The organism is Agaribacter marinus (assembly GCF_030160655.1).
Classification (GTDB): domain Bacteria; phylum Pseudomonadota; class Gammaproteobacteria; order Enterobacterales; family Alteromonadaceae; genus Glaciecola; species Glaciecola marina.
In genome coordinates this window covers 1-26,285 of record NZ_BSOT01000010.1, presented here as the reverse complement: position 1 = coordinate 26,285, position 26,285 = coordinate 1, and the positions used below count along the sequence as shown (strand labels likewise).

The following is a 26,285-nucleotide window of genomic DNA, read 5'->3' as shown; positions in this document are numbered from 1 at the left end:
TAAATGAACGACAGAGAAATTATAGCTAGAAAAAAGCCTGGCACTAGCTCTCTGACATTCTTTGCAGTACCCAATTTACTTTTTGGTCTAAATTTTGGTGTGCTGGGCGGAATGACTAACGCCTTTTTGGGAGTGCCATTCTTTGGTAGCGTAACCCTTTATTTTGGGCAATTTTTTGTATTGCTTTGCTTGACTGTGCGCGGCATTAACTCAGCCATCTTTGCGGTCGCTATCTCATCTTTAGTTACTGCGATAAGTGCTAACGAACCTTACCTTATAATAATATTTGCTTTGGAAGTTCTAGTTGTTCACGCACTTCTTCATCGAGGTTTTTTTCTATTTCAGGCAGTAGTATATTATTGGATTATCTTAGGTGCACCATTGTTATTAACGCTGACTGCGTTAACAAGCGGCGCAGAACATGACGTGTTATTTGTCAATGGCGCAACGCGCGCACTTAATGCTTTGATGTATGTAACCGCTGCAGCGCTATTTCACTGGTTTTTGCCAACAAAACTTTCGCGAAATCATTATCAAAATCCGCCGCCCAAATTAGCATCAATGATATTTTCGCTTTGCTTGCTAACGGTCACACTGCCGGCACTACTAATCGCCCTTATTTTCATAAATCAGGCGGCAAATCAAACCGAACAGGTCATTGCGCAAAAAATGCAGGCGAATGTATTTGAAATAAGTGCCAATATTAACAACCTTTTGAACCAAAACATTAGCAATTTACACACTGTTGCTAACTTAATTTCACTTAATAAGAACCAAAACGCATTACAACTGGGTTTATTGGTGGCGAAGAGTAACCTCCAGATGATCGAGCGTACTTCGATATATAATAAGGACGGCGTACTAATTTTAACGTCGAAACCATATACTATGAAAAACGTTCATGGCTATTACTCAGCTAAAGACAAAGAGTTTTTCAATCATACTCGGAGCAGCAAAGATGTTTATATTTCTGACGCCAGTTTCAACAAGGACTTTGAAGATACACCAATTATTACGATAAATATTCCTATAAATTCCGGTAACGAATTTGAAGGATTGGTGCAAGGGACTATTAAACTAACAGAATTGGATGACTTGATTGACAATATTGTAGATAAAGAGTTTTCATATGTAATTACTGATACACGAAACCGAACCATCGCATCTTCGATGATTGACAATACCTTATTAGTATCAAACTTCGACTTCGAGCAAACAGAGCATGATTTGATTAACTCGATATCTACTATATTGTACAAAAATGTTAGTTACTTACATGAACAAACGACAACCAAAGGTGATTGGACTGTATCGGTATTGTCTGACCCCAAACTAGTTACAACGCCCTTAATACGGCACTTTTACTTTCTTTTACTTTTTGCATGTCTTTTGATCCTTGCATTTTCGGTAGTTGCTAAACATCTAGCAAAAAAAATTACACGCCCGTTGGAAGAAATAGCCGAACATTACCCAAACACGAAAGTACATCCACAAATCATTGAAGATTCGAAAGTTAGCGATGAAATAGTTAAATTAACAAATACCTTAGTGTCGTCGCACGCCGTAATGAATGATTTTCAACAACAACTAAAAGAACAAGTAGATAATAAAACGCGTCAATTGAAGCAACTAAATAAAGAATTATACTCACTTGCTCAAAAAGATGGCTTAACTCAATTACTTAATAGATCTGGATTTAATCGCTTTGCGCTTACATCATATAGGAATTGCATTAGAAACCACTTGCCAATGTCGATGATCTTAGTGGACATTGATCACTTTAAAAAAATTAACGATTCTTACGGCCATCCATTTGGTGATAAGTGCATTACAACTGTCGCAAAAATACTACAGAAACACTGCAAACGTGACACGGATATCATCGGCCGGTTTGGCGGAGAAGAATTTATATTGATGGTAGTCGGTGGCGAGATAAGTGAACATCATACGCGCGTAAAGCTTATTACTGATACAATACGTTCGATTGAGTTAAATCATAAAAATCAGATAGTTAAAATGACCGTTAGTGCTGGAATCTGTAGCATCGTTGAAGATTTCACTTCCGATTTTGATGCGCTTATCAAATACGCAGATGAACAACTGTATTTAAGTAAACGTACTGGCAGAGATAAGACTAGTATACTTGTTCGATAGTACGATAGACTAATCAACCGCGATAAATGGATTTTTCATTTAAGATTGGATATGAGTGCTGTAAATAATTCAAATACATACGAAGACATTCAAAAATGCTTACTTTTGAGCTTTTGTGCTGTTGTATTTACCTTATTTTTCACAGTAGGTTTATTTGGCGACGCAAAAATTCTGCTTGGTGGCGTTTTTGTAATTATTGCACTTCATTTATTGCCAATAAAATATGCGACGATAGTACTGCTTGCGTCATTGTCCGCTCAATTGCGTATTGAACAACCTTGGTATTTACTAGTATTTCACTGTCTTGAGTTCATTTGCATAGCGCTACTGCTATATCGATCGGTTTTTGCAATTTTCGCCTCGTTTGCATACTGGTTTTGCGTCGGTATACCGCTTCTCTTTTGTTTACTGTATTTCGGCTCTGAAGCACTGAAAGAAGTCAGTGCAATTATTACAATAAGTACATCTTATAATGGCCTATTAAATGCTGCGTTAGCTGTCAGTATTTTGATTTTTATTCCACTCAGATTTCAACACAGCAGTTTAACACGCCGACAATATAAATTAGCCTCTAACATTTTTTCACTTTGTGCATCAACGCTTACGTTGCCACTAATCATATTTTCTTTTTTATTTACGACAAATAATGCCAAAGAAAACGAAGCAAATATCCAAGATAAATTAGTGTCTAATACCAAGTTATTGACTGCTGCCACAGAAAGCTTCATTCGAGAGCATATACAAGTCATCGAACAACATGCCAATTTAATTAATATTGGCGTTCCGATACCTGCCGTTCATACGTCGATGGCAATAGCGCAAGCAAAAATGCCAACATTCTTCAATATCACCACAGCAGATCGTGACGGAACACTTCTGTTTTTTGCGCCTACGCACTTAAATGAATCGGTGAATCGCTTACCAATAGAATTGCGCAACGTTTCAGAAAGAGATTATTTTATTGAAGCGATGGTCACGAGAAAAACCGTGATTTCCGATGCAATAATGAGTAAAGGGGTTGTGGTAGAACCGATGATTTCTATTGCCACTCCAACAGTTCAAAACGAACAATTTTCTGGAATAGTCTTTGGCGCTATTCATTTAGGTGCAATTAACGAATTTAAAAATACAGTAGAGCAACTCCTGCCTAATAAACATGTTGTTATCACTGACAATTTAGGTCGAACAGTATTTACAGATGATAAAATAGCACTTGCCCCTCTGGCACAATTTACGCCTTTCCCAGTGTACCATTACATTACTGAATTGCTGCCAGTCGCTCGTGTTGGCGGCAATAGTTTTATCTATGAGCACCGGATGAATGAATATGGTTGGCATATTTATGTGCTCCACGATACAAAAAACGCTGTCAACGATATTGAGAACAACTTTATAGTAGTAGGCATTGGGATTATTTTCGTTATTTGCCTCTTCCTATTTTTTGCCCATAAATTATCAACAAAGATAACAGCACCTTTAGTCGACTTACTAAACCCAGAAGGCCAAAGACACACCAAAAAATTATCAATGTTGGGCAATAGTAAAGAGTTCTCTGATGTCGCCAATAAACTAAAGCGCACGCAATTCTTAATGCAAAGCTTTGAAGATAGACTAAAACAACAAGTCACCGAGAAAACTGTTCAACTGGAACAACTCAATTTACAGTTGGCCGCTCAGGCCAGAGAAGACGGTATGACACAATTGCTTAATAGAAGTGGGTTTGACGAATTAGCAATTAATGCAATAAAAACAAGTTATCGCTTAAACCAACCATTCAGTTTAGCACTATTGGATATTGACCATTTTAAAACCTTAAACGACTCGTATGGACACCCTTTCGGTGATAAATGTTTACAAGCGTTTGCAGCACTTATGCAACGAAACTGTAAGCGCGAAACAGATATTATTGGTCGCTACGGCGGTGAAGAATTCATTATACTGATGAGCGGAAAAGATGTTCAATCGCATCATAAGATGATGCAAAAAATACATCAACAGACGATGGCACTATCGTTAACCACACAAGATGGTGAACACGTGTCTTTTACCGTTAGCGTAGGAATTTGTAGTATCCTAGGCAATGTAAACCTTAATCTGCACGATATTGTAGAACTTGCAGACGAGGAATTATATAAATGCAAACGAACAGGAAGGAACAAAATTTCGTCAGTAACCTATGGTTACACTAATGAAGAAGAGTAACTTAGGTTTGATTGTTTAGTTTGCCTTGCGAAAGTTGATTGAAAATAGATATGTATATTGTTTTAAAGCGACTGCTTCAACTGATAAATGCTTGCCTTTCATCTATACTTTATTTCGTTAATACGGTGATATGTTTCATACCTTTGATACTATTTTCGTTGATAAAGGTTGTTCCAATAAACGCATCTCAAAAATTAATGAGTATCATCGTTGATGCCATCGCTACCTTTTGGATATCACTCAATACCTTTAATCAAAATGTATTTTCACGCACAGTATATGATGTTGAGGGTATAAACGAGCTTAACATAGATGATTGGTACCTTGTCATTGCAAACCATCAATCATGGGTAGACATCCTTTCGCTTCAACGTGTGTTTAATAAAAAAATTCCTTTTTTAAAGTTTTTCCTAAAAAAGAATCTCATTTTCGTTCCGTTTCTCGGTTTAGCTTGGTGGGGTTTAGACTTTCCATTCATGCAACGCTACAGTAAACAATTTTTAAAAAAGCACCCTCATCTCAAAGGTAAAGATTTAGAAACGACTAAAAAAGCATGCAAAAAATTTAGCTATAAACCTGTTAGTGTTATGAACTTTGTAGAAGGCACGCGATATACCCCACAAAAAGCAAATAAGAAAGCGACCTTCAACCATTTGCTTTCACCGAAAGCTGGCGGCGTTGCTTTTGTGCTCAGTGCAATGAAAGAGCAACTAACTCACATTGTAGACGTAACAATATACTATCCTCATGGCGTTCCTTCTTTTTGGGATTTTGCAAGTGGCAAAGTAAGCAGGATAGTAGTTAGAGTGAATACTATTCGTATATCCAAACTGTTTGACGACGGCACATTTAGCGAAAACTATTTTACTGATGACCAACAGCGCGCTACGTTTCAATCATGGTTAAATAGTCAATGGAAACAAAAAGATAAAGCACTCGCAGACTTACGCAAGGAATATCAATTGTAATGTGGAAACCGCAATCATTCATTATTTTTCCTATACACCTGCTACTACAACTCGCCAACATGACATTTTGGGGCGCGGCGATAATTTTATTCGGTATAGTAAAATTTATATTGCCCCTTCGAAGTATAAGAAGCGTATTGTTAAACGTAATGCACTGTTTTTATGTTTACTTTAGCGTGATAAGTGTAAGCTTCATCCAGTTTTTCAATCGAGTCGACGTCCATATAAACATTGACGAGCCCTTATCCGAGAAAAAGTGGTACCTAATTACAGCGAATCATATTAGTTATTTAGATATCATCTTACTCATTAATTTTTGTAAAAACAGAATCCCACCACCAAAATTTTTTCTTAAAAAAGAACTCATCTGGTTACCTGTCGTTGGCTTGGCGGCATGGGCGTTAGATATGCCATTTATGCAACGTTACAGCAAAAATTTTCTTGAAAAAAATCCTCACCTAAAAGGGCATGATATAGAGACAACGCGTCGCTCTTGTGAAAAATATATCAATAAACCAACAACAGTTATCAATTTTGTTGAAGGCACACGATTTACGCAAAAAAAACAGCGAGATAAAAATAGTCCGTTTTCGCATTTACTTCGCCCCAAAGCAGGTGGTATCGCCTTCACGTTGGCGTCAATGGGCGAACTATTTAGCAATATTTTGGATATTACATTAGCCTATCCAAATTCTAAGCATCCGATGATGGACATGCTCGGCGGACGAATGACAAAGATAATTATTGATGTAAAAACTTTACCCGTAGATAACTCCATTATTGGAGATTACTTTGAAAATGCAGTTTTCCGGGAACAGTTTCAAGTATGGTTAAATGCATTGTGGACTGAAAAAAACGCGCGCATAAAAAAGTGGATAGAATCAAATGGATAAGAGTGAGATAGTTAGCCCAACTTTCAGTAATTACGTATCAGCTCTCTTAGAGCTAGTAAGCAATGAACCGTTCAGTATAGACTCACTAATTTACCAACTGACAAGCCTCTGTATACTCTCTATTGGCGCTATCTTGATGTGGGCTGGTGTACGTATACTATTTTTGTGGAAAGTAACTCGTATTGTCAGCGTAACAAAAACAAACTGGGACGACTATTTACTACAAGTCGGATTTTTTAGACGATTAGCTCACTTGTTTCCAGGCTTATTTCTTTACTATACAAACACCAACTTTAATCTAGAAACGAGCGCTGCGTATGCCTTTATATATTTTAGTGCCAGCCTGTATTTAATCGTCACAAGTTTTTTGGTACTTCAAGCCCTTATAAGTGGTATTGATAAAATATATCAGGCCTCAGAATACGCAAAGAAAGCGCCAATAACCGGTTTTATTCAAGTCGCCCGCTTATTAGTCACTATTATGATGATTTTCTTAATCATCTCACTATTAATAGGCCAAAGTCCTATTTACTTACTTTCGGGACTAACTGCCATAGCAGCCGTCTTGCTATTAATTTTTAAAGACACAATCTTGGGTTTTGTCGCAGGCATCCAGATTGCGGCAAATCGAATGTTTAATGAAGGTGATTGGATTGAGATTGCGAAGTACGGTGTAGACGGTGACATCAAGGAAATAGGCTTGACGGTCGTTAAAGTACAGAACTGGGATAAAACCATCGCCACCATTCCGACTTATGCGTTAACAACCGAACCAGTAAAGAACTGGCGGGGAATGACGAAAACAGGTGGAAGACGTATTAAGCGCTCTATCAATATTGATATGAAGAGCGTTGTATTTGCTAGCAAAGAAGATCTTAGCAGATGGTCAAAATACAATTTTTTAGAAAAATACCTTCATAGAAAATCGTTAGAATTAGCAGAAGATGAAAAGAAAACTGAATCTGAAAAACGCGACTTAGTAAATGCAAGAAAGTTAACCAATCTCGGAACCTTTAGAGCGTACGTTGATAACTACCTGAAGGAGCATCCATTTGTCCATAAAGATTTCACATGTATGGTACGCCAACTAAAGCCAAGTGAAGTCGGCCTGCCAATTGAAATCTACTGCTTTACGACCACTACGGAATGGATAGCGTATGAAAACATTCAATCTGATATCTTTGATCACATACTTTCTGTTATGCCTAGCTTCGGCTTACGCGTTTATCAGCGAGTCAGTGATAAGAGTAAATCGGAATGACTAAATAACCTGAACTCTGGATAAGCAACAGCGCCCAGCAACGCTAAAAACGCGAATTACTGCGTTGTAAAAGCGAGCAATAGAATAACTATTACGTCGTTTTTACGCCTTGTTATTCACGTTTTTATCATTACTGGATTCTATATCTTTAGTATTGTTTTTAAAAACAAATACTTGCACTATTTCTTATCGAGAGTTCAGGTTAAATAATCTTCTGCGAGTTTTTCCATAAACATCTACAAAAAAGCGGCTTTGTTAAAAATCAAAGCCGCTTTTTATATAAGTTGATGTTATCTAGCTTAATGCGTATGCCATTAACCCCGTAATGACTAAACCAGTAACACCAAAGAAGCCATATTCAACGCGCTCTTGCATAGCCTCAGCGCCTTGCTTAGTTGAAATGACACTCATAACAATACAGCTCAAGCCAAGAATAAGCGCCAAAAATAATACGCCCAATTTAAGTGTGTTCAGAATGTCGTTCATAAAATACCTTATTTCATTGCACTAGGCTTATTATACTCAAAGTTTCGATTTGCTCCACGGATCTCTTCGTCTTTTTTAGCCGAACATGATCTTAGTCAAATTAACTAAATTTTGTAAGAACTCACCATATTTATCGTTGTGGTATGAGTTAAACTTAAACCTAAAAAATTAACTCATTGTTTTAATTAAACTATTTATTTGGCTTAGCTTTTGCTAAACAAACTTTATCAACCAATAGGCCACACATATAAGTGAATGTTTGAAGCACGTTACATTGCCACTTAAGCGCAAAACATTAACAACACATGACGACTCGACAATAAGAAGAGGATTGAAGATGAAAAAAGCAGCATTAATACTATCAACCATATTTTGTTCAATGAGCTTTGTAAGTAGTGCCCATGAATACGGAAGCATTGGTAACAAATGTGACATAGACTTCGATGGCGAAATAAGAATAACCAATGAGCAACTAGTCATAAAGCAAACCGCTGCAAGCGAAATTACAATCCTTAAGTCTGGTCAAGTAATTCAGGACGGTAAATCCATTCATCTTACTAAAGATGAGCAAGCAACAACTAGGCAATATTACTCTCAGGTGAATAAAGCAGTACCTCAAGCGGTTTCGCTTGCTGAAGATGCCGTCGACATTGCAAAAACGGCGTTAACAACAGTGTTTACCGGCTTTTTTGGCGAAGACTCAGATTTTGTTCAATCCATGGGCGAGAGTATCTCAGCGATTGAGCAAGAAGTAAGAAGTTCAGTCTTTCCAGAAGAAGGTGTCATTGTATTTGGCAAACAAGTATTTTCAGAAAATGGCAATGTATCAAGTTCGTTGGAAAGCAAAATTGAAGACACGGTTGAAAACCTAATATCCGAGGGTATGGGCGAAATATTCATGGCCTTGGGGAAAAGCATGCTGAGTGGCGACGGTAACTTAACTGATTTCGAAACACGTATGGATAAACTCGGAGAAGACATAGAATTGGAAATTGAATCTAGAGCAGCATCTTTGGAACATACTGCAGAAGCGTTTTGTGAATCACTTGTAGAGTTAGATGAAACAGAATCTAAACTGCAAAACATTGAAGCTTTTGAAAACATCGATATGATTGACGTTAAACAACGCGCATAAAAAGAGTTATATGCAACATACGATTATTGGCCTTGGCTGGTTAGGACAATCTTTAGCAGAGCACTTAAGCCAACAAGGCCATAATGTTATAGGCACAGTAAGGCAAACAGAGAAACAACACGTATTGGCGAATAAAGGCGTCAATGCCCATATATTTGACTGCTACCAAACGCTTCCTACAAGCTTAGCTTCAACACTATTTGAACATCGAAATGTTATCATCAGTATCGCTGCAGGAAGGCGAAATTTAGATCCTCATCGATATATAGATGCTATCCAAAATCTGATAGACATAGCAACAGCGTCAAGGTGTAGAAAGATAATATTCATTAGCGCGACCTCAGTATTTGCAGATGACGAAGCAGAAATTACCAATCTAACCAAACCAAAGCCTACTTCAAGCTCAGGGTTTGCTCATTATGCAATCGAAAAATACTTATTGTCTGCACATCAGCAAAGTAATGTACTTCGTTTAGCAGGTTTAGTAGGACCAAACCCCGACAAAGGCTACAGGCATCCCATACATTCACTCGCTTTGCGCTCAGTACTTTCAGATCCTAGCGGCCCGGTAAATCTTATTCACAAACAAGATGTCATTTCTACAATACATAGGCTACTTGAGCAAAATTACGATGGCCGAGCATTTAACCTATGTAGTCATGAACATCCAACACGAGTTGACTACTATCAATGGTGTGCGAAACAACTTGATTTGCCACCACTTTCATTCGTCGATAACGATAGAGGAAGCAGAAAAACGAAGCGAATTAACGCAAAAGACACGTTGGAAACCTTAGGCCTAACGTTAGATTTCACGACGCCTTACGATATGCTGCCTTGAAACAACAAACGCAATATAGGAAATGATCAGCTCACCCGGAACCTCCTTGTTAGAAGTTCCGGAAAACATATAAATGACTTTTTAGCCGATTAAAGCAATGCCAAAATACTTAAGGGCTACGGTATTGATAAAGATCGCGGCTAGAATGATTGGAATAAACGTACTAAGAGAAAAATCTACATACTTTTGAATCAAACTACCTTTATATCCTTCAGACCCCATATCTAACTCATCGTTAAAACCTCGTTTACGCCAGCGATAACTAACAAATAAACATATCAACAAACCATTTAACGGCAATATGGTGTCATAAAATACGTCATAAACCACGTCAAAGAATGATTTTTCGCTATTTGCATAGGATACAAATGACGTGAAAAAGTCAACAAACCCAAACGACAATGCACAAAAGACAGAAAGTATTACCAGTAAGGCGCCACAAATCATCAATGAACGTTTTCGCGAAATGTCTTTTTCACTCATTAGTGAAGCAACAGGCACTTCAAATATTGATACCAACGAAGTAATCGCAGCAAAAAATACCAATAGGAAGAATGTCGCTGCGACAATACTTGCGCCAACATACCCAAGTGAATTCTGCATTTCCAGGAAGATTTGTGGAAGATACGAAAAAATCATCGATATAGAGCTTTCACTCAATGAGGCCGTATTTACGTTAGGATTAAAAGAAAAAATAGCGGGTAAGATCATTAACCCTGCCGTAAACGCAACTGCGGTGTCAGTTAACGCCACTAGCTTTGCAGACTGCGGAAGATTCGCGCGTTTATCAATGTAACTGCCATAGGTTATCATTATTCCCATGCCCAATGACAAGGAGAAAAACGCTTGTGACAACGCGCCATTAACAACTCCTGCATCAATTTTTGAAAAATCAGGCACCAAATAAAATTCAACACCAGCCATTGCATTGTCCCGAGTTAGGACAAATACAACCAACGCTAACAGCATGATGAAAAGCGCTGGCATGAGTATTTTTGCGGCTTTTTCAATCCCTTGCTTTACCCCCCCCTGCAAGATTAAATAAACAATGACTAGCACACCCGCCATATATGCAAAAAGCGAGTAGGAATTGATGAACATACCAAAGGTATCTGGGTTAGCTAGTACATCAAGGTTACCTATTACCGACTCAACTAAGTAGCCAAAAATCCATATCGTGATTACCAAGTAGAAAACCGCAATCATAAACGGCGTTACAATCGACAACCAACCTGCAATGCGCCATCCAGGTTGTTTATTACTGAGCGAAGTGTATGCCCCTAGCGGGTCTTTTTGACTAGCTCTGCCTGCAGTCATTTCTGCAATCATTACAGGTAAACAAATGAAACATACAAAGAGAGCATACATGACTAAAAATGCCCCACCGCCATTTTTAGCCGCACCTACTGGAAAACCAACCAAGTTACCGATGCCAACTGCAGAACCCGCAGCCGCCAATATGAATCCTAACTTCGAGCCAAACTGCTCTCTAGAACCCGCCATCTCATTTCCTTTTTTGTTATTTTTTTATGATGTTAGCAAGCATAGACAAAAATGTCTGCACCAAAAGCGTTAGCCGGCAAATCAAAGAGAAAACACTACCACGGAATCGGCTTACCTGCCCAGTCTAAGAAATACGGTGATTCTTCAATATCTAGCGAGTAACTTAAGTCAACAAGTCGCTGAGCAGTGAAATCAGCAGTGAATAATTTTTTAGGAGCCACATTGGCTTGAAACGGTTTTGACAATGACGTGTCGACAGTACCGGGGTGATAGCTTAGCAGTATTGTACTTGGGCTGCGACGAGCATACTCAACCGCAGCACTTTTGATCACCATATTGAGTGCTGCTTTGGAACTTCGATAGCCGTACCACCCGCCAAGGCGATTGTCTTCAATACTGCCCACCCGCGCGGTAATTAAGGCAATCACCGAATAGTTGTTCGTCATAACACTCACTAAAGCACTCAACCATATCGACGGTTGTATTGTGTTTATTTGGAAATATTCCAAAAATTGACGTTGACTAATATCTTCTAGCCGCTTCTCAGGCTTCAGCGCTGGGGCCTTATCCGAATGTAAAATACCAGTACATATATATACCGCGTCGAACCGTTGATGAGACGTTTTTCGCTCGTTGACATAGCGCTTAATACTGTCCTCGCTTGCGACATCAATAACGGTATGAAATACACGTTTGTCTTGATGTTTATATTCAGAACGAGATACAGTTTCGATGAGCGAAATAGTCGGGTCTTCACACAAGTAATTAACGACCGCGTGTCCAATCCCTCCATTAGCTCCCACCACTAGCGTCGTTTTCATTGCCATTAATACTTGATCCCGCAGTTAGTATCGCATCGTTTTTTACCCGTTAACCAATAAGATATTTTGTATCTGTGTTTTAAATATGCCATTTCCCTAACACAAAGTGGGCACCTGCCGTCATAAAATATTATTAAGACCATAAAATCGTTTCCGTTTAGCATATATATTTGCTGGTGAATAACATTTGTACTCAAAATAATATCTATTAGATGACTTGAATTACAATAAATGCGGCTACATTCTGTAAGCATATACAGACAGAAAGGAAAATGGCATGTCTCACGAAACAATTACCCTTGCTGGCGGGTGCTTTTGGTGCATCGAATCAGCATATAACCAAATTGATGGCGTTATCAGTGCCTTTTCAGGCTACGCCAATGGCGGTACTGAAAACCCAGACTACGAATCCGTTTGTAGCGGTAGCACTGGATATGCGGAAGTTGTGCAAGTGACATTTGACACAAAGGTTATTACCCGAAGAGAAATATTAGAAATATTTTTTGCCTTACATGACCCAACGCAATTGAATAGACAAGGCAATGATCAAGGCACGCAATATAGAGGTGGGATTTATTACATTAACGAAGCGCAAAAAGCAGATGCCGAAAAAATCCTGCGCGAAATGCGTGATATGCAAATCTACCTGAATCCTATCGTGACTGAGCTAGAGCCCCTGCAAAGTTACTTCCAAGCAGAAGATTATCATCAGGACTATTTTAACAATAATCCCGAAAATGTTTACTGCAACATGGTTGTAGCGCCCAAACTAGCAAAGTTTAAGAAAACCTTTTCAGCTAGATTAAAGCGCTAACGAAAAATTTATTGGCTCGCTTTAGACCCCAACCTCTAAAACCAGCCATCATTTAGCGGCAGTTTAAATAGCAATGGTGAATACCTTTGATATAACACTTTGTCTTCATCGCAAACGATATTTTTGTGGTAATTTGCTTTCCAAGGATCATTCACCATGTAGATTGCTTCGTCATCGACGGCTATGCCTTCTATCGAGGAATTATTCATCAGATGAAAAGGCTCACATTTATCAGATGTTTGGGAAGGCGCTAAAAATTGTAACTGCACAATTACGGTGTCTTTCTCTTTCTGCAAATCAATGATCCACAGCTGATTGTCATTCCTCGCGGCCGCAACTAAATAGCCACGTCCATCTTCTCTATAAACAATATCCATACCATTTATTGGATGATTTCCTTTCTCAAACGTCGGCATACGAAGGCCAGCATCTTTGGCAGTGACGAATGCTAAGGTACTGAAAAAATCAACATCCAACGGCACGCTAAAAACTCTTGCGTTACCATTTCCGTCTTTTTCTAAACCTAATAACAACGTTTTATCTTTAGTAATCGCGAGTCCTTCGATGCCGTCATTAGGATGATCAGCAACGTTTTCTTCCTCATTGTAGCGAACAGGTCTAACACCAGTAACGCGTAAGCTATTATTTTCTAACGTTAGGCGTACTAACAATGTCGGGTAAACAGTTGAGCCTGTATCGCCATACTTATCTTGACACGCCGTTGTCATTTGCTTGCTGCGACTTGCATCTTCAGTCACCCAAATCCAACTATTCTCAATGAATGGATCGGGCACTAGTGCTTCATAATCAGGTTCACCTGCCAAATAGTCATAAAAGCACGATTGTCGTATGCGTTCATCAAACGCCATGCCATCCGACTTATTTATAATATTTCCCGACACCGGGTCAATGACATGCAAGCGCTTGATTTGACTTTTATCAGCACTCGCGTCAGATAGAGAATAGAGCTTATCACCAATTTTGACTAAACCAGACGTTTGTGGGTCGAGCATTGTCGTACCATCTGATTCTTTTATCCATAGCCCATTTAATTCATAAGATTTAGGTGGCGCTGAGCAAGCTATCAAGCTCAACAGTAAACATCCTGTAAAGATTATTTTATTTTTATTCATTGTAAACCTAACTAAAGTAATGACCCGGTGCCGTCGACACCACCGCCCTACATATTCTCCGCCGAAACATGTTTTTATTTTTATAAAAACAATAAAAAAGCAAATTGGCACCTGTTCATTTGCGAGTGAAACAGCAACTAACATTGACATGTAAATATATTAAAATCATACAAAAAACAATGAGATTTGACATATATTTACAATGACTGACACACAAATATTGTGGCAGTACTTTTCTATTGTGATTAGCATGTTATGCTATAAATCAATATGAACCAACTCGTGATTTAAATTTAATTGGTAACGCCAAATTCTCCTCTTCCTTCAATTGTCGCTGGACCTATCTTAAGAGATACCACTGTAAACTCCGTGAGCGTATGGTTTGTTAGCTCCTTGCCAATAACACCACAACTCGAACTGTTTAATGATGATGGAAAACAACTAGCAATCCTTGATTCTCAGCATATCCAATGGGAGCTAGGCACACGTTGCTTTATTCATTTGATAATTGGAAAATCTTCACTCATGGAGCAAGGTCAGGCAGTCGGCGAACAACTCAAATGCGGTCAACGCTATTATTATGACGTTTTACTATCATCAGAAGAAAGATTAAGTGAGTTACTACCTGCACTTAGATACGAATGCGCCACAGATCTAGAACACTCTACTCCTGGTGAAGAGGGGAACATATCTAGTAAATTCAGTTTTTTGTTCTCCCAAAAGTTGACGAATGTCGTTCATGGATCTTGTCGAAAAGCGCATCATTTCGCCAAAGATGCGCTGCCGCAATTAGCAAAATTAGTCGATCCGAATAATAAACTAGATGATATCCCTGATATCGTTTTATTTACGGGTGATCAGGTTTATGTGGATGATGTAGCAGGGCCTATGCTACATGCGATTCAACAAGTCATTCGCCATTTAGGACTATACCACGAAGACATTTCAGGCAGCGTAATCACATCGTCGAAAGATTTAATTGGGCATGAGCATTGCTTTTACGAACGCGAACAACTCTTGCCTGAAGTTGACGAAAATGAGGCCTTGGTTAAAGCACTTTTCAAAGCCAAACGAAAACCAGTATTTACCTCCGCGAACGCCCATAATCACCTAATTGCATTGAATGAAATGGTTGCATTGTATTTATTGTCTTGGTCATCAAGGTTATGGGCAATCGTCAGCCTAGAAACACCCAATGTAAAACCCGAATATAAGCAACGCTATGAAAACGAAAGAGTTCATATAGAGCAATTTGTGTCTACTCTGCCTGATGTAGAAAAAGCTTTAGCGCATGTGCCTGTTTACATGATATTCGATGATCACGATGTTACAGACGACTGGAATTTAACAAGAGGCTGGGAAGAGCAAGTCTACGGAAAAGCCTATTCTAAACAAATCATTGGCAATGCAATATGTGCTTATTTTTTGTTTCAAGGTATTGGTAATCCCATCGCTGAGCTTTCACCACTTATCGATGCCGCGAATAAAACGTTCTCTGGTGGCCGTATACAGGGTCATCAGGAATTATTAGAGACGCTTTTTGACTTTGATCAATGGCACTATCAACTAAATACGTCTCCGTCGATTCATGTATTAGATACGCGCACTCAGCGCTGGCGAAGTGAATCTAATCCAAATAAACCATCCGGTCTCATGGACTGGGAAGGCCTCTGCGAATTACAACATAGTATCATCGGAAAAGAATCCGTAATCATGGTATCTGCCGCACCGGTCTATGGTGTTAAATTCATTGAAACCATACAACGAATGTTTACTATGTTTGGCGGGGCTCTCATTGTTGACGCAGAAAATTGGATGGCGCACAAAGGCACCGCAAGTGTCATGCTAAACGTGTTTAGACATATAAAAACACCACCCAATTTTATCATTTTGTCAGGGGACGTGCATTACTCCTTCGTTTACGACGTGTCACTACGATTTCGCAGAAATAGCCCTAAAATTGTACAATTCACGTGTTCAGGCATTCACAACCAATTTCCACAAAAGCTCATCACATTTTTTGAGCGTTGCAATCGTTTTTTGTATGGACATAGGTCACCGCTAAATTTTTTAACCAAACGACGTAATATGTCTGTAAAGCAAAGAAAGCCCGAAAGCATGATTGAAAATGGTCCAGAAAAGCACACCGGAGATATTGTGAATAAATGCGCCTTAGGTTTGCTACAATTGAGTGAAGATGGCACTGAAAAAGCCTGTAAACTTATATGTGCAGACGGAACACGTGTCGAATTTACGCCCTCCGATGAATGAGTTCAAATACCACTAGGCCTTAGAAACGCACTATGCAAATCGCAATTTTTTATGGTTCAACCACCTGCTACACGGAAATGGCGGGCGAAAAAATACAAGGTGCTTTGGAAGCACTTACCCGCCAACGTATTCCGATGTTCAATATTAAAGACATCTCACTGCATAAATGCCAAGAATATGAGCTTATTGTCTTTGGTATATCCACATGGGATTTTGGTGAATTGCAAGAAGACTGGGAATCAACGTGGGAAGACATTAGGTCACTCAAACTGGCCGGTAAAACAGTCGCAATTTATGGCTTAGGTGACCAATATGGTTATGCCGATTGGTTTCAAGATGCGCTAGGCATGCTTCATGATGAAGTCGTTGCTGTAGATGCCGACATCATCGGTTACTGGCCGAACGAAGGCTACGAATTTACGGCGTCAAAAGCACTTACTGAAGACAAAGATTTTTTTGTTGGCTTAAGTTTAGATGATGAAAATCAATTTGAAATGTCTGACGAACGTATAAAAAACTGGTGCGCCCAGTTAATAGAAGAATTGCAATAAGATACAAAATTGTTATGCTACCGCTAACTTTTTTCTATGCATTTGCATTGGAATAGTTATACTATAAAAATAACTGATTATAAAAAAGAGCTGGAAAATGAAGAGAAAGAAGCATACAGCCTCGGATGACGACGCGCAGATTGATATGACGCCGATGCTAGACATCGTATTCATTATGTTAATATTTTTTATCGTAACCACTACTTTCTCGTCAGAGCGTGGTTTAATGGCGAACCGTCCAAAAGATAACCCAAATAATAATGAACCATCTAAAGCCTTATCTATACGAATAGATGCAAATGGTCAGATTCAAATGGGCGGTCGTATTGTGGATATTCGTCGAGTAGTCGCAAACTCTCAGACATACTTGGCTGAAAATGCGACCGAAACTGCGGCGATTCAAGCCCATGAAGATACTGATCATGGTATTGTAGTTCAAGTAATGGATCAGGTTAAAATTGCAGGCATTCAAAACGTATCGGTGCTTGTTAAAAAAGATTAAACAGCGTTAGTCTTATTAATTTAAAAAAAGCCAGCAATGCTGGCTTTTTTTATTATTGTTGTATTAAACAGCTAATACGCTATACAACGTATTTTTAATGCTAACACTCACTTATCGTTTTTTTCCACTGCATCATTAAGTTGATTACGTTTTTCTTTATGTAAACTATAAAAAATACTACACAGATTGCTCAAGTTGAATACTGTTCCAAACACACTGCCGACCAATATCGCATAAACCAACCCTAAGACTTCAGCCAATATAAACCACTGCTTAACTCGCTTGGCACTCGTTAATACGATTGACCCCACGGTAAAAATCATAGAACTCGCATAAGCAATAAAAATAACCCATTCACTGCCAAGCCACCACCATTCATAAGAAAAAAACGCAATGTTAGCCAGCACGAAAAAAATAAGGATCGGATTGCCACGATAATACAGTGCGATAAGGTTGCGCGTGCAAGCGAGAGCACAGCTAATGCCTGCCGCTAGCGCATTAATCATAAAAAAATGGGTACTAAGACAGGCCAACGCTATCGCTGAAATAAGTAAATACTTATTTATATTTTGCTGGCGATAACCAATAAAGTTGAAAATTACCGCGAGTGCGCCCAAAGCCTCAGCATAAATTACGTAGTTATCCAATGCAGCCCCTAAGAAATACCATAACACTTAGTTGTAACGGACGCGTATTATGCTTATTTTATAAACAAAGACCAGCAGTATTTAATTAGGTGGTGTTTATTTACGACATTTTCTGACGCTCAAACCATTCGTCGTAACTCAGCTCAAATGACTCATCTAAACAGTCAGAAGGATAGGCGTAAAGACCAAATTTTTCATTTTCTTGATGTATAAGAACAATTGCAAACTTTGGCATTTTATCTATGTTTTTATGCATCGGATCCCATACAGGCACATGGTAATTTCCCAACGCCATTATAGGGACATTGAATCCAGAGATTTCGGTATAGTGGTCAGCGATTGGGTTTGGAATAATGGCATAAACACAGTGCATGGGAATATTTACCTGAACACCATCCCACCAAAACCTGTTAACTTGAATATTTTGAAATAGACTGCGAACACTTTCTGGTAATAAAAGATCCATAATTATTACTCCGCCTAAGTTGTTTATAAGAAAACTGCTATATGATTTATATCCACCGTAATTCGAATTTACTTTAATTTTCTTTGACTATGCTTAAGTTAGCGCGCATTTAAAACGTTTGTAAGCGAACCATTTCTTTAGCGACTTGTATAGGCTTTACTGGCCGATACTTCTTGAATGCGCCCAACAATATTGGCCCGATAGCATAAAGTACTTTAATTACCAGCGCTTCCGCCCTGCGTGTATCACCTTGCCGATGTGCATCAATTAAAGATGGTCTAACCGCAGCAGCACTATTCAATTGTGGCATATTCAAAACTGCGTTTTCTAACTCGCCTTTCACACGTAAATAAAAGCTTTTACTCTTGGCATTTGCGCCAATCGACGAAATCCATACAAAGCTTTTGACTCGCTGCGCACGGGAAAGTTGCGCAACAATATGTACGAGCTCAAAATCCACATAACGAAATGCCTTTTTCGAGCCCGCTTTTTTTAGGGTTGTGCCCAAGCAGCAGTACACGTGATCCACCGTAAAATATCCTTGGTAATCTTGTAGATACTGAAAGTCGATAACAAGCGGTTCTAACTTTCGTTCAGGGTCACAGTATTGATTATTGCTAAGTGGGCTACGCACTAAACAGACCACTTTGTGGTAACGCACGTCTGCGCACAAGCAGTTAACCAATGCTCGACCAACCGCACCTGAAGCACCCAATACTAATGCTGTTTTCCTGTTTAACGTTGATTGCCTCTCAACATTAGCGTCCATATTTGATATCCATAATAGAGTGCTTTGTGATACTCTTTTTTTGTCTATAAACATAACTATAAATACATCAAAATGACAAAAAATGTTCTTAAATTAATTTCATCGTGCTTTATTGCACTTAGCTTTCAAAGCTCATGTGTGCTAGCAAACGACAATATCAGCATTGAACGTATATTTCAGTCACCAAGCTTATCCGGCAGCGCACCAAGTAAACTCAAAGTATCACCCGACGGCAAAAGAGTTACCTTTATAAAAGGAAAAGCTTCGGATTTTGACCGCTATGACCTATGGGAATATCATGTTGAAAGTGGCAAAACACGCATATTGTTTGATGCGGACGAATTACATAAAGGTGATGAACAATTATCCGATGAAGAAAAAGCCCGTCGAGAACGCATGCGAATTTATGGGAGCGGTATTTTAGACTATGCTTGGTCCGCCCAAAGTGACGCCTTAGTATTCCCGTTAGCTGGCGACGTTTACTACTACAAACTTGGCACAAGCAAGGCAATAAAACTAGTCGAAACGGAGGCATTTGAGACGGATGTTCGTTTTTCTCCGAAAGGAAACTTTGTCAGCTATATTCGTGACCAAAACGTATATGTAACCGAGATCGCCACGGGTACTGAAACAGCAATAACCACTGAAGGAAAAGGGAATATCAAATTTGGGATGGCAGAGTTTGTCGCTCAAGAAGAAATGTCGCGAATGACCGGGTATTGGTGGTCGCCAGATGAAAAAAACATAGCACTTACAAAAGTAGATGAATCCCCCGTAGATATTATCACTCGTTCAGAAATATATGCTGACAGCATAAAAATGGTCGAGCAAAAATATCCTAAAGCGGGGACACCTAATGTGCATATTGAGCTGGCGATTGTAAACCTTAAAACCAAGCAAAAAAAATGGATACCTTTAAGTGCCAATAAAGATATTTACCTCGCAAGAGCTAAGTGGATTAACGATACGAAGCTTAGTTACCAAGTACAATCTCGGGACCAAAAACGTCTGCATTTAATTGCGTATGACTTAATTAGCGATACAGCAGCCGTTTTGCTTACGGAAGAAAGTAATACATGGATAAACCTTCATGACGATTTGTATTTTGCTGACAATGGTCAATTTATATGGGCATCAGAAAAGGACGGATACAAACATTTATATTTGCATGATGCGGATGGCAAACAACGTACACAATTGACCAAAGGAAAATGGGTCGTTGATACTATTTCAGCAGTAGATCTAAACCGCGGTCTCATATTTTTCAGTGGCAGAAAAGACACACCTATAGAGCGGCATGTTTATCGTCTTGAGACAAACAATGGAAACATTAAACGAATTTCTGAGCGTGGTTACTACCATTTGCCTACTTTTAGTAAAGACGGTTCTGTTTACGTAAACACTAGTTCAAACATTAACACCCCCTCTCAAGTAGCTCTCTACAACAACAAAGGCGAACATATCACATGGCTGAATGAAAATAAGCTTGATGTTAATCACCCATTGAACGCATACAGTAGTAGTTGGGTAAAACCGAGCTTTGGTACTATTATGACCGACGATAAAACAACAGAGTTGCACTATCGTTTGTATGCGCCTAAAAAACGACACGGCAAACACCCTGTAATCGTCTACGTATACGGCGGCCCGCATGCGCAAGTCGTCACAAATCGCTGGGCCGGCAATCGCGGTTTGCTTTTCCAACATTGGGTAAACAAAGGATATGTCGTATTCAGTATTGATAATCGGGGGTCTAACTATCGAGGGAAAGCTTTCGAAGACCCGATTTACCATGCCATGGGTGATATAGAAGTGACCGACCAAGTTGCTGGTGTGAAGTTTTTGCGCACACTCGATTATGTGGATGCAAAAAGAATAGGCGTTTATGGCCACAGTTATGGTGGATACATGGCCTTAATGTCAATGTTTAAAGCCGGAGATTATTTTGCAGCAGGCGTATCTGGTGCACCGGTGACAGATTGGCGTCTATACGACACACATTACACTGAGCGCTATATGGGTAATCCAACACTAGTTGACGACAAATACACGGCATCAAGTGTGTTTCCATATGCGGAAAACTTAAAGGGTGACTTACTCATCTACCACGGTATGGCTGACGACAACGTACTATTTACTCACAGCACAAAGTTATACAAGCACCTTCAAGATTTAGCACTCCCCTTTCAGACAATGGACTATCCGGGTAAAAAGCACAGTATTCGTGGCAAACAAACCGGTATCCATCTGTATAATACGGTCACAAATTTTTTCGATCTTCATCTAGATAACAGGTAATAGCGTTGAGCAGTATTGATTTTTCAGATATCCAGTCGGCGCGATCACGTATCGCGCCATACGTTAAAAAAACACCGATTGTAAGCTCGTCAATGCTTAACAAATGCTTAGGCCATGAGATATTTTTTAAAGCTGAATGTTTGCAAACGACCGGATCATTTAAGATCCGCGGCGCAAGTAACTACTTACTTAAAAAAATTGAAAATGGTACGGCGCCCAAAAAGATTATTGCGAACTCTTCTGGTAATCATGCCCAAGCCGTCGCGTACATTGGCAAAAAACTGAATATTCCTACCACAATTTACGCCAGTGAAAGTATTTCAAAGATTAAAGCGGCGGCAACAAAAGCTTACGGAGCAAAGTTAAAGCTATTTGCAAACCGCGCGTTAGCTGATACTGCCGTTAGCGAAGCTGCAAACAGAGAAGATACGGCGTGGATCAAACCGTTTAATCACCTGAATGTTATTGCAGGGCAAGGTACTGTTGTTGCTGAGTCACTTGAGTCTATTGACAATATTGATGGCATTTTCGCTCCCTGCGGCGGCGGGGGCTTATTAAGCGGATCGTTAATTTCAGCCCGCGCCTTGTCGCCCAATACTCAAGTCATTGGAGTAGAACCCTTGGCTGCCAACGATGCAGCAAAGTCTTTGCGTCAAAAACAAATAATAAGTTTAAGTAAAACACCAAACACCTTGGCTGATGGCGCTGCAACCCCAGCGGTTGGCGAAATTAACTTTCCGTTTCTACAGGCCTTAGATGGTTTTTATGAAGTCAATGAAGAACGAATAAAATATTGGACCCAATGGTTACATCATTTACTCAAGCTGCATATCGAACCTACTTGTGCAATGAGTATGGAAGCCGTTATTCAGTGGCTTAAACTACAAACGTCACCCAAACGAGTGTTAGTCATCGCGAGTGGCGGCAATATTAGTACCGCTAGCATGCAGCATATTTGGCAACAAGATTACTTAAATGACATTCCGCAAATATAAATCAAAATAACAGTAGAGGCATGTAGCCATGAAATTTTTTCGATTAAAGCGTTTCCTCACTATTTCGACACTATTGTTTTGTGTTTTAACCTCTCAAACGTTTGCCAACGTAACACACTTTACTAACGCTAATGGTTACACACTGAGAACTAACACCGAAGACAAATATGCATTGATCCGATTCAGTGAAATGTTGATTAAAAATGACAAGGTAGTAAGCATCGGAAATGGATTGAATGCACCAGAGGGTGCAAAAGTAATCGATGTAAAGCAACGAACCTTACTGCCCGGTATTATAGACGCACATGGACATTTATTGGGTCTAGGTGAAAACCTCACGCAAGCTAATTTACGAGAAGCCAGCAGTGAAATGGATGCCGTAAAGCTGGTTAAGGATTTTATTGGCAGTGTTTCTATTGGTGACGGTTGGATAATTGGTAGAGGCTGGAATCAAGAAAATTGGCATAACAAACAATTCCCAAGTAAAGATTCACTCGACAAGGCCTTTCCAAATCAAGCGGTATGGTTAACACGTGTGGACGGACACGCTGCATGGGCAAATAGCAAAGCGCTAAAAATTGCCGGTATCACTGAACTAACAGTGTCACCCGAGGGAGGTGACATTATTCATGGGAAAGATGGAAAACCCACCGGCATATTAATCGATAATGCGATGGCATTGGTTGAACACTTTATTCCTAAACTAGATAACAAACAATTGCACTTGCAGCTAAACACCGCCTTTGATCATTTACTGTCCTTGGGTATAACCAGTATGCATGACGCTGGTGTTAGCGAACAAGTAAGGGACTTTTATGTCGAACAGTCGACTGACACGGCGCTTAGAGTCCGAATATATGCAATGCTAGCGGCGACAGATCCTGCGCTAGATAAAATGCTCAGCGAAGGCTACATTTCTGACAAGCAAGATTTCCTATCTATACGTTCAGTCAAAGCTTATGGTGATGGCGCTTTGGGCAGTCGAGGCGCTGCCTTATTGGCACCTTACAAGGACGCGCCTGAAAATAGTGGTTTACTTGTCACTAAACAAGCACAACTACCCGGCCTATTTGAGCAAGTTATCAGTCAGGATTTTCAACTTAACTTTCATGCCATTGGCGACCGTGCAAACCGACTTGCACTCATACATTTTGGCGAAGCCTTTAAGCAATACCCAAATAACCCCATGCGCCATCGCATTGAACATGCGCAAGTCATTGCACTGGATGACATACCAAAATTTAAATCATTAAATGTCATTCCATCGATGCAACCTACTCACGCAACCAGTGATAAAAACATGGCTGAGGATAGACTTGGAAAACAACGTTTAAAAGGCGCATATGCTTGGAGAACGCTGTTAGACCAAGGTTCTCGTATCGCGTTTGGTTCAGATTTTCCAGTCGAAAAAGCAAACCCCTTTCATGGCTTACATGCGGCAGTCACCCGCCAAGATGCTAACAACGATCCAAAAGGAGGTTGGATACCTGAAGAATCAGTATCGATAACAGAAGCCTTTGCTAGCTTTACGATTGATGCAGCTTATGCTGCTTTTCAGGAGGACATATTGGGTACACTTGATACAAACAAAAAAGCCGATTTTATTATTGTCGACAGAGATATATTTTCAGTACCTGCGGCAGAGATACGCGAAACACGGGTATTGCAAACATGGGTCAATGGAAAACTAGCCTATTCATTCGAAGAATAGGCTAGAGAGTCTCTTACTGATAAAGCGTTTTAATCCAACGTTCTTCGTTAATAAAATTCCAAGACCAAGCATCCCACTTATCGTCCAATCCAAGCGCTAATACCTGTTCTTCAGACAAGCCGTCAGATTTTTTTTGTTGTACATAAGCATAGGTGTCTTTCATCATTGCCACAAAGCGTTGATAATCGGCTTTATTTGCTAGTTCACCGTGACCAGGAATGATTTTAGTGGTATCACTTATCTTAGTTAATAAGATCTCTACCGATTCAATGTAGCCTTTAACATCGCCGCCCGCCCCTAGATCGATATATGGAAATCTATCTTTAAAAAACAAATCGCCAGAATGAAGAACATTCGCCTTTTCAAACCAAACCACACTATCACCATCGGTGTGGCCTTTGGCTAAATGAAAGACATGAATTGTGTCTCCATTCAAGTGAAACTTAACGCCGTCATTATATGTAACGACAGGCAATGCAGCTTTATTGGCTTTTTCGGCGGACGCTAACCTTATACGCACATTCTCATGGGCAAAAACAGTCGCTCCTTTTTGGGTCTGAAAGAATGCGTTTGAACCCGTGTGATCACCATGATAATGCGTATTAATAACGTATTTTGTAGGTGAATCGCTAAGCACACCTAAGGCTGCATCAATCTTCTCTGCTAATGGCGCAAACTGATCATCAACAATTAATGTACCATCATCTCCTGCTGACACCCCAATGTTTCCACCAGCACCAACAAGCATATGTACCGAGCCTGCCACATGTGATGATTTTATTTGCACATCGGCAAATCTATCTTGTGCATAAGTTGTCGCACAAAAACTAACAGTTGCAGCCAATATTAGTAGTCTTTTCATATATAATTCCCTTCTGTCGTAACAATTCTATTTTATTTATTGATCTTGATAGTACTTATACCGATGTTTTAGCAATAAGATTTCAATTGAATCAATTATTATAAACACTACGTTAGCAACTCACTCCTCAAAAACAATTTATTGCGCAGTAGAGTCAAGTAATGACAGAGAAAGCTGTTTGCCGTCAACAGCATTGCTAGCAGAAATGCCCACTTGAATCCCCAACAAACGCACAGACTTACCATTGCCCCTCAAAAACGCCTCGTGAAGCAGCTCTTTAAGTAAATTTTCATCAATCTCCGTATGCTTTTGTTCTTTTGTCGTTTGTGTAAAATCAGCAAACTTCAGCTTTACGCCAATTTTTTCAATTTGTGACGCAAGAATGTATTTTGAGGCTCTATTTTTTAACTCAGGAATTAAGGTTGCTTTTAAGTAGTTATGGAGGTCTTTTTCGGAATGATAATTGTCGGAAAAAGTATGTTCTACACCGACTGATTTTCGAACGCGGCTCACTTGCACGTCCCTGTTATCGATGCCGTTACATTTACGCCACAACGACACCCCAAACTTACCAAATTTATCAGCCAACTCATGCTCTGGCAAAGACCTAATATGGTGGCCATGCGTCCAACCCAATGTTGATAGCTTTTCGAAACTAACTTTTCCTACTCCCGGGATTTTTTTGAGTGACAATGCCATTAAAAACTGATCAATGTCGTCTGGTGTTACTAGGTACTGTCCATTGGGTTTATTCATATCTGACGCAATTTTCGCGACAAATTTCAACGGAGCAATCCCCGCTGATGCCGTCAAATGCGTTTCATCAAATATTTCTTGGCGAATCTGCTGCGCAATGAGCGTTGCTGAGCCTTTACATAGTGTCGCGTCTGTTACATCCAAATACGCTTCATCTAACGACAGAGGCTCTATTAGATGCGTATAGACATAATGACTCCCCACGAGCCACCTTTAAAGGTGCTGCTCTCCAATTTTCGTGGGTTA

General features: G+C 39.6%; 23 protein-coding genes. 14 read left to right on the top strand and 9 right to left on the bottom strand.

What is annotated here, in order from left to right; all coding sequences use genetic code 11:
- Positions 1-3: 3 nt before the first annotated feature.
- From QQK00_RS17125 to QQK00_RS17105, 5 genes are read left to right on the top strand one after another with little or no spacing between them, the layout of a single operon-like run.
- Entirely contained in the window at positions 4-2,154 is a 2,151-nt protein-coding gene (locus QQK00_RS17125; protein ID WP_284218903.1) for a diguanylate cyclase, read from the top strand.
- A 51-nt stretch (positions 2,155-2,205) separates the two neighbouring features.
- Positions 2,206-4,356 carry a sensor domain-containing diguanylate cyclase gene (locus QQK00_RS17120; protein WP_284218902.1) on the top strand — a complete coding sequence of 717 codons (2,151 nt, stop codon included), beginning with the start codon at positions 2,206-2,208 and terminating at the stop codon, positions 4,354-4,356.
- A 50-nt stretch (positions 4,357-4,406) separates the two neighbouring features.
- On the top strand, positions 4,407-5,324 hold the full coding sequence (yihG, locus tag QQK00_RS17115) for a 1-acylglycerol-3-phosphate O-acyltransferase, YihG family (protein WP_284218901.1): 918 nt from the start codon (positions 4,407-4,409) through the stop codon (positions 5,322-5,324).
- Complete coding sequence (gene yihG, locus QQK00_RS17110) at positions 5,324-6,217, top strand: 1-acylglycerol-3-phosphate O-acyltransferase, YihG family (protein ID WP_284218900.1); 894 nt, start codon at positions 5,324-5,326, stop codon at positions 6,215-6,217. Before yihG (QQK00_RS17115) ends, yihG (QQK00_RS17110) begins: the two co-directional genes overlap by 1 nt.
- On the top strand, positions 6,210-7,478 hold the full coding sequence (locus tag QQK00_RS17105; protein ID WP_284218899.1) for a mechanosensitive ion channel family protein: 1,269 nt from the start codon (positions 6,210-6,212) through the stop codon (positions 7,476-7,478). Before yihG (QQK00_RS17110) ends, QQK00_RS17105 begins: the two co-directional genes overlap by 8 nt.
- 294 nt (positions 7,479-7,772) lie before the next feature.
- On the opposite strand, the gene QQK00_RS17100 is transcribed toward QQK00_RS17105, so the two are convergent.
- Entirely contained in the window at positions 7,773-7,964 is a 192-nt protein-coding gene (locus QQK00_RS17100) for a hypothetical protein (RefSeq protein WP_284218898.1), read from the bottom strand.
- A 337-nt stretch (positions 7,965-8,301) separates the two neighbouring features.
- On the opposite strand from QQK00_RS17100, the gene QQK00_RS17095 reads away from it, so the two are divergent.
- Both QQK00_RS17095 and QQK00_RS17090 read left to right on the top strand, forming a co-directional pair.
- A complete protein-coding gene (locus QQK00_RS17095) occupies positions 8,302-9,099 on the top strand; it encodes a DUF2884 family protein (RefSeq protein ID WP_284218897.1) in 798 nt (265 codons plus the stop codon).
- Between the two features lie 10 nt (positions 9,100-9,109).
- Positions 9,110-9,940, top strand: a complete 831-nt coding sequence (locus QQK00_RS17090; RefSeq protein WP_284218896.1) for an NAD-dependent epimerase/dehydratase family protein — start codon at positions 9,110-9,112, stop codon at positions 9,938-9,940.
- Between the two features lie 81 nt (positions 9,941-10,021).
- Here the strand turns inward: QQK00_RS17090 and QQK00_RS17085 are convergent, their stop codons facing one another.
- A complete protein-coding gene (locus QQK00_RS17085) occupies positions 10,022-11,443 on the bottom strand; it encodes a sodium-dependent transporter (RefSeq protein ID WP_284218895.1) in 1,422 nt (473 codons plus the stop codon).
- A 95-nt stretch (positions 11,444-11,538) separates the two neighbouring features.
- Positions 11,539-12,264 (bottom strand): SDR family NAD(P)-dependent oxidoreductase, encoded by a 726-nt coding sequence (locus tag QQK00_RS17080; protein WP_284218894.1) that lies wholly within the window; start codon positions 12,262-12,264, stop codon positions 11,539-11,541.
- Between the two features lie 277 nt (positions 12,265-12,541).
- On the opposite strand from QQK00_RS17080, the gene msrA reads away from it, so the two are divergent.
- Entirely contained in the window at positions 12,542-13,078 is a 537-nt protein-coding gene (msrA, locus tag QQK00_RS17075) for a peptide-methionine (S)-S-oxide reductase MsrA (protein ID WP_284218893.1), read from the top strand.
- A 35-nt stretch (positions 13,079-13,113) separates the two neighbouring features.
- On the opposite strand, the gene QQK00_RS17070 is transcribed toward msrA, so the two are convergent.
- The gene (locus QQK00_RS17070; protein ID WP_284218892.1) at positions 13,114-14,211 is read right to left on the bottom strand and encodes a hypothetical protein; all 1,098 of its coding nucleotides are present in this window, start codon (positions 14,209-14,211) and stop codon (positions 13,114-13,116) included.
- 369 nt (positions 14,212-14,580) lie between these two features.
- Between QQK00_RS17070 and QQK00_RS17065 the strand changes: the two genes are divergently transcribed.
- The 3 genes from QQK00_RS17065 (at position 14,581) to QQK00_RS17055 (ending at position 17,535) form a co-directional block, all read left to right on the top strand.
- Entirely contained in the window at positions 14,581-16,482 is a 1,902-nt protein-coding gene (locus QQK00_RS17065) for an alkaline phosphatase D family protein (protein ID WP_284218891.1), read from the top strand.
- 32 nt (positions 16,483-16,514) lie between these two features.
- Positions 16,515-17,033: a flavodoxin FldB gene (gene fldB / locus QQK00_RS17060; protein WP_284218890.1), complete on the top strand. Its 519-nt coding sequence runs from the start codon at positions 16,515-16,517 to the stop codon at positions 17,031-17,033.
- Positions 17,034-17,130: 97 nt separating this feature from the next.
- The gene (locus QQK00_RS17055; RefSeq protein ID WP_284218888.1) at positions 17,131-17,535 is read left to right on the top strand and encodes an ExbD/TolR family protein; all 405 of its coding nucleotides are present in this window, start codon (positions 17,131-17,133) and stop codon (positions 17,533-17,535) included.
- A 107-nt stretch (positions 17,536-17,642) separates the two neighbouring features.
- On the opposite strand, the gene QQK00_RS17050 is transcribed toward QQK00_RS17055, so the two are convergent.
- The 3 genes from QQK00_RS17050 to QQK00_RS17040 form a co-directional block, all read right to left on the bottom strand.
- Complete coding sequence (locus tag QQK00_RS17050) at positions 17,643-18,182, bottom strand: YgjV family protein (RefSeq protein ID WP_284218887.1); 540 nt, start codon at positions 18,180-18,182, stop codon at positions 17,643-17,645.
- Between the two features lie 100 nt (positions 18,183-18,282).
- A complete protein-coding gene (locus QQK00_RS17045) occupies positions 18,283-18,648 on the bottom strand; it encodes a hypothetical protein (RefSeq protein WP_284218886.1) in 366 nt (121 codons plus the stop codon).
- 109 nt (positions 18,649-18,757) lie between these two features.
- Positions 18,758-19,417, bottom strand: a complete 660-nt coding sequence (locus QQK00_RS17040; protein ID WP_284218885.1) for an NAD(P)H-binding protein — start codon at positions 19,415-19,417, stop codon at positions 18,758-18,760.
- Between the two features lie 72 nt (positions 19,418-19,489).
- On the opposite strand from QQK00_RS17040, the gene QQK00_RS17035 reads away from it, so the two are divergent.
- Genes QQK00_RS17035 through QQK00_RS17025 form a run of 3 tightly spaced genes read left to right on the top strand, consistent with a single transcriptional unit; the run spans position 19,490 to position 24,421 of the window.
- Positions 19,490-21,715, top strand: coding sequence for a S9 family peptidase (locus QQK00_RS17035; protein ID WP_284218884.1), 2,226 nt, complete (start codon positions 19,490-19,492; stop codon positions 21,713-21,715).
- A 5-nt stretch (positions 21,716-21,720) separates the two neighbouring features.
- Entirely contained in the window at positions 21,721-22,710 is a 990-nt protein-coding gene (locus QQK00_RS17030) for a serine/threonine dehydratase (protein WP_284218883.1), read from the top strand.
- Between the two features lie 28 nt (positions 22,711-22,738).
- Positions 22,739-24,421: an amidohydrolase gene (locus QQK00_RS17025; protein ID WP_284218882.1), complete on the top strand. Its 1,683-nt coding sequence runs from the start codon at positions 22,739-22,741 to the stop codon at positions 24,419-24,421.
- A 13-nt stretch (positions 24,422-24,434) separates the two neighbouring features.
- Here QQK00_RS17025 and QQK00_RS17020 read toward each other — a convergent pair whose 3' ends face one another.
- Both QQK00_RS17020 and dinB read right to left on the bottom strand, forming a co-directional pair.
- Entirely contained in the window at positions 24,435-25,283 is an 849-nt protein-coding gene (locus QQK00_RS17020; protein WP_284218881.1) for an MBL fold metallo-hydrolase, read from the bottom strand.
- Between the two features lie 138 nt (positions 25,284-25,421).
- Positions 25,422-26,243: a DNA polymerase IV gene (gene dinB, locus QQK00_RS17015; RefSeq protein WP_284218880.1), complete on the bottom strand. Its 822-nt coding sequence runs from the start codon at positions 26,241-26,243 to the stop codon at positions 25,422-25,424.
- Between the last annotated feature and the right edge of the window lie 42 nt (positions 26,244-26,285).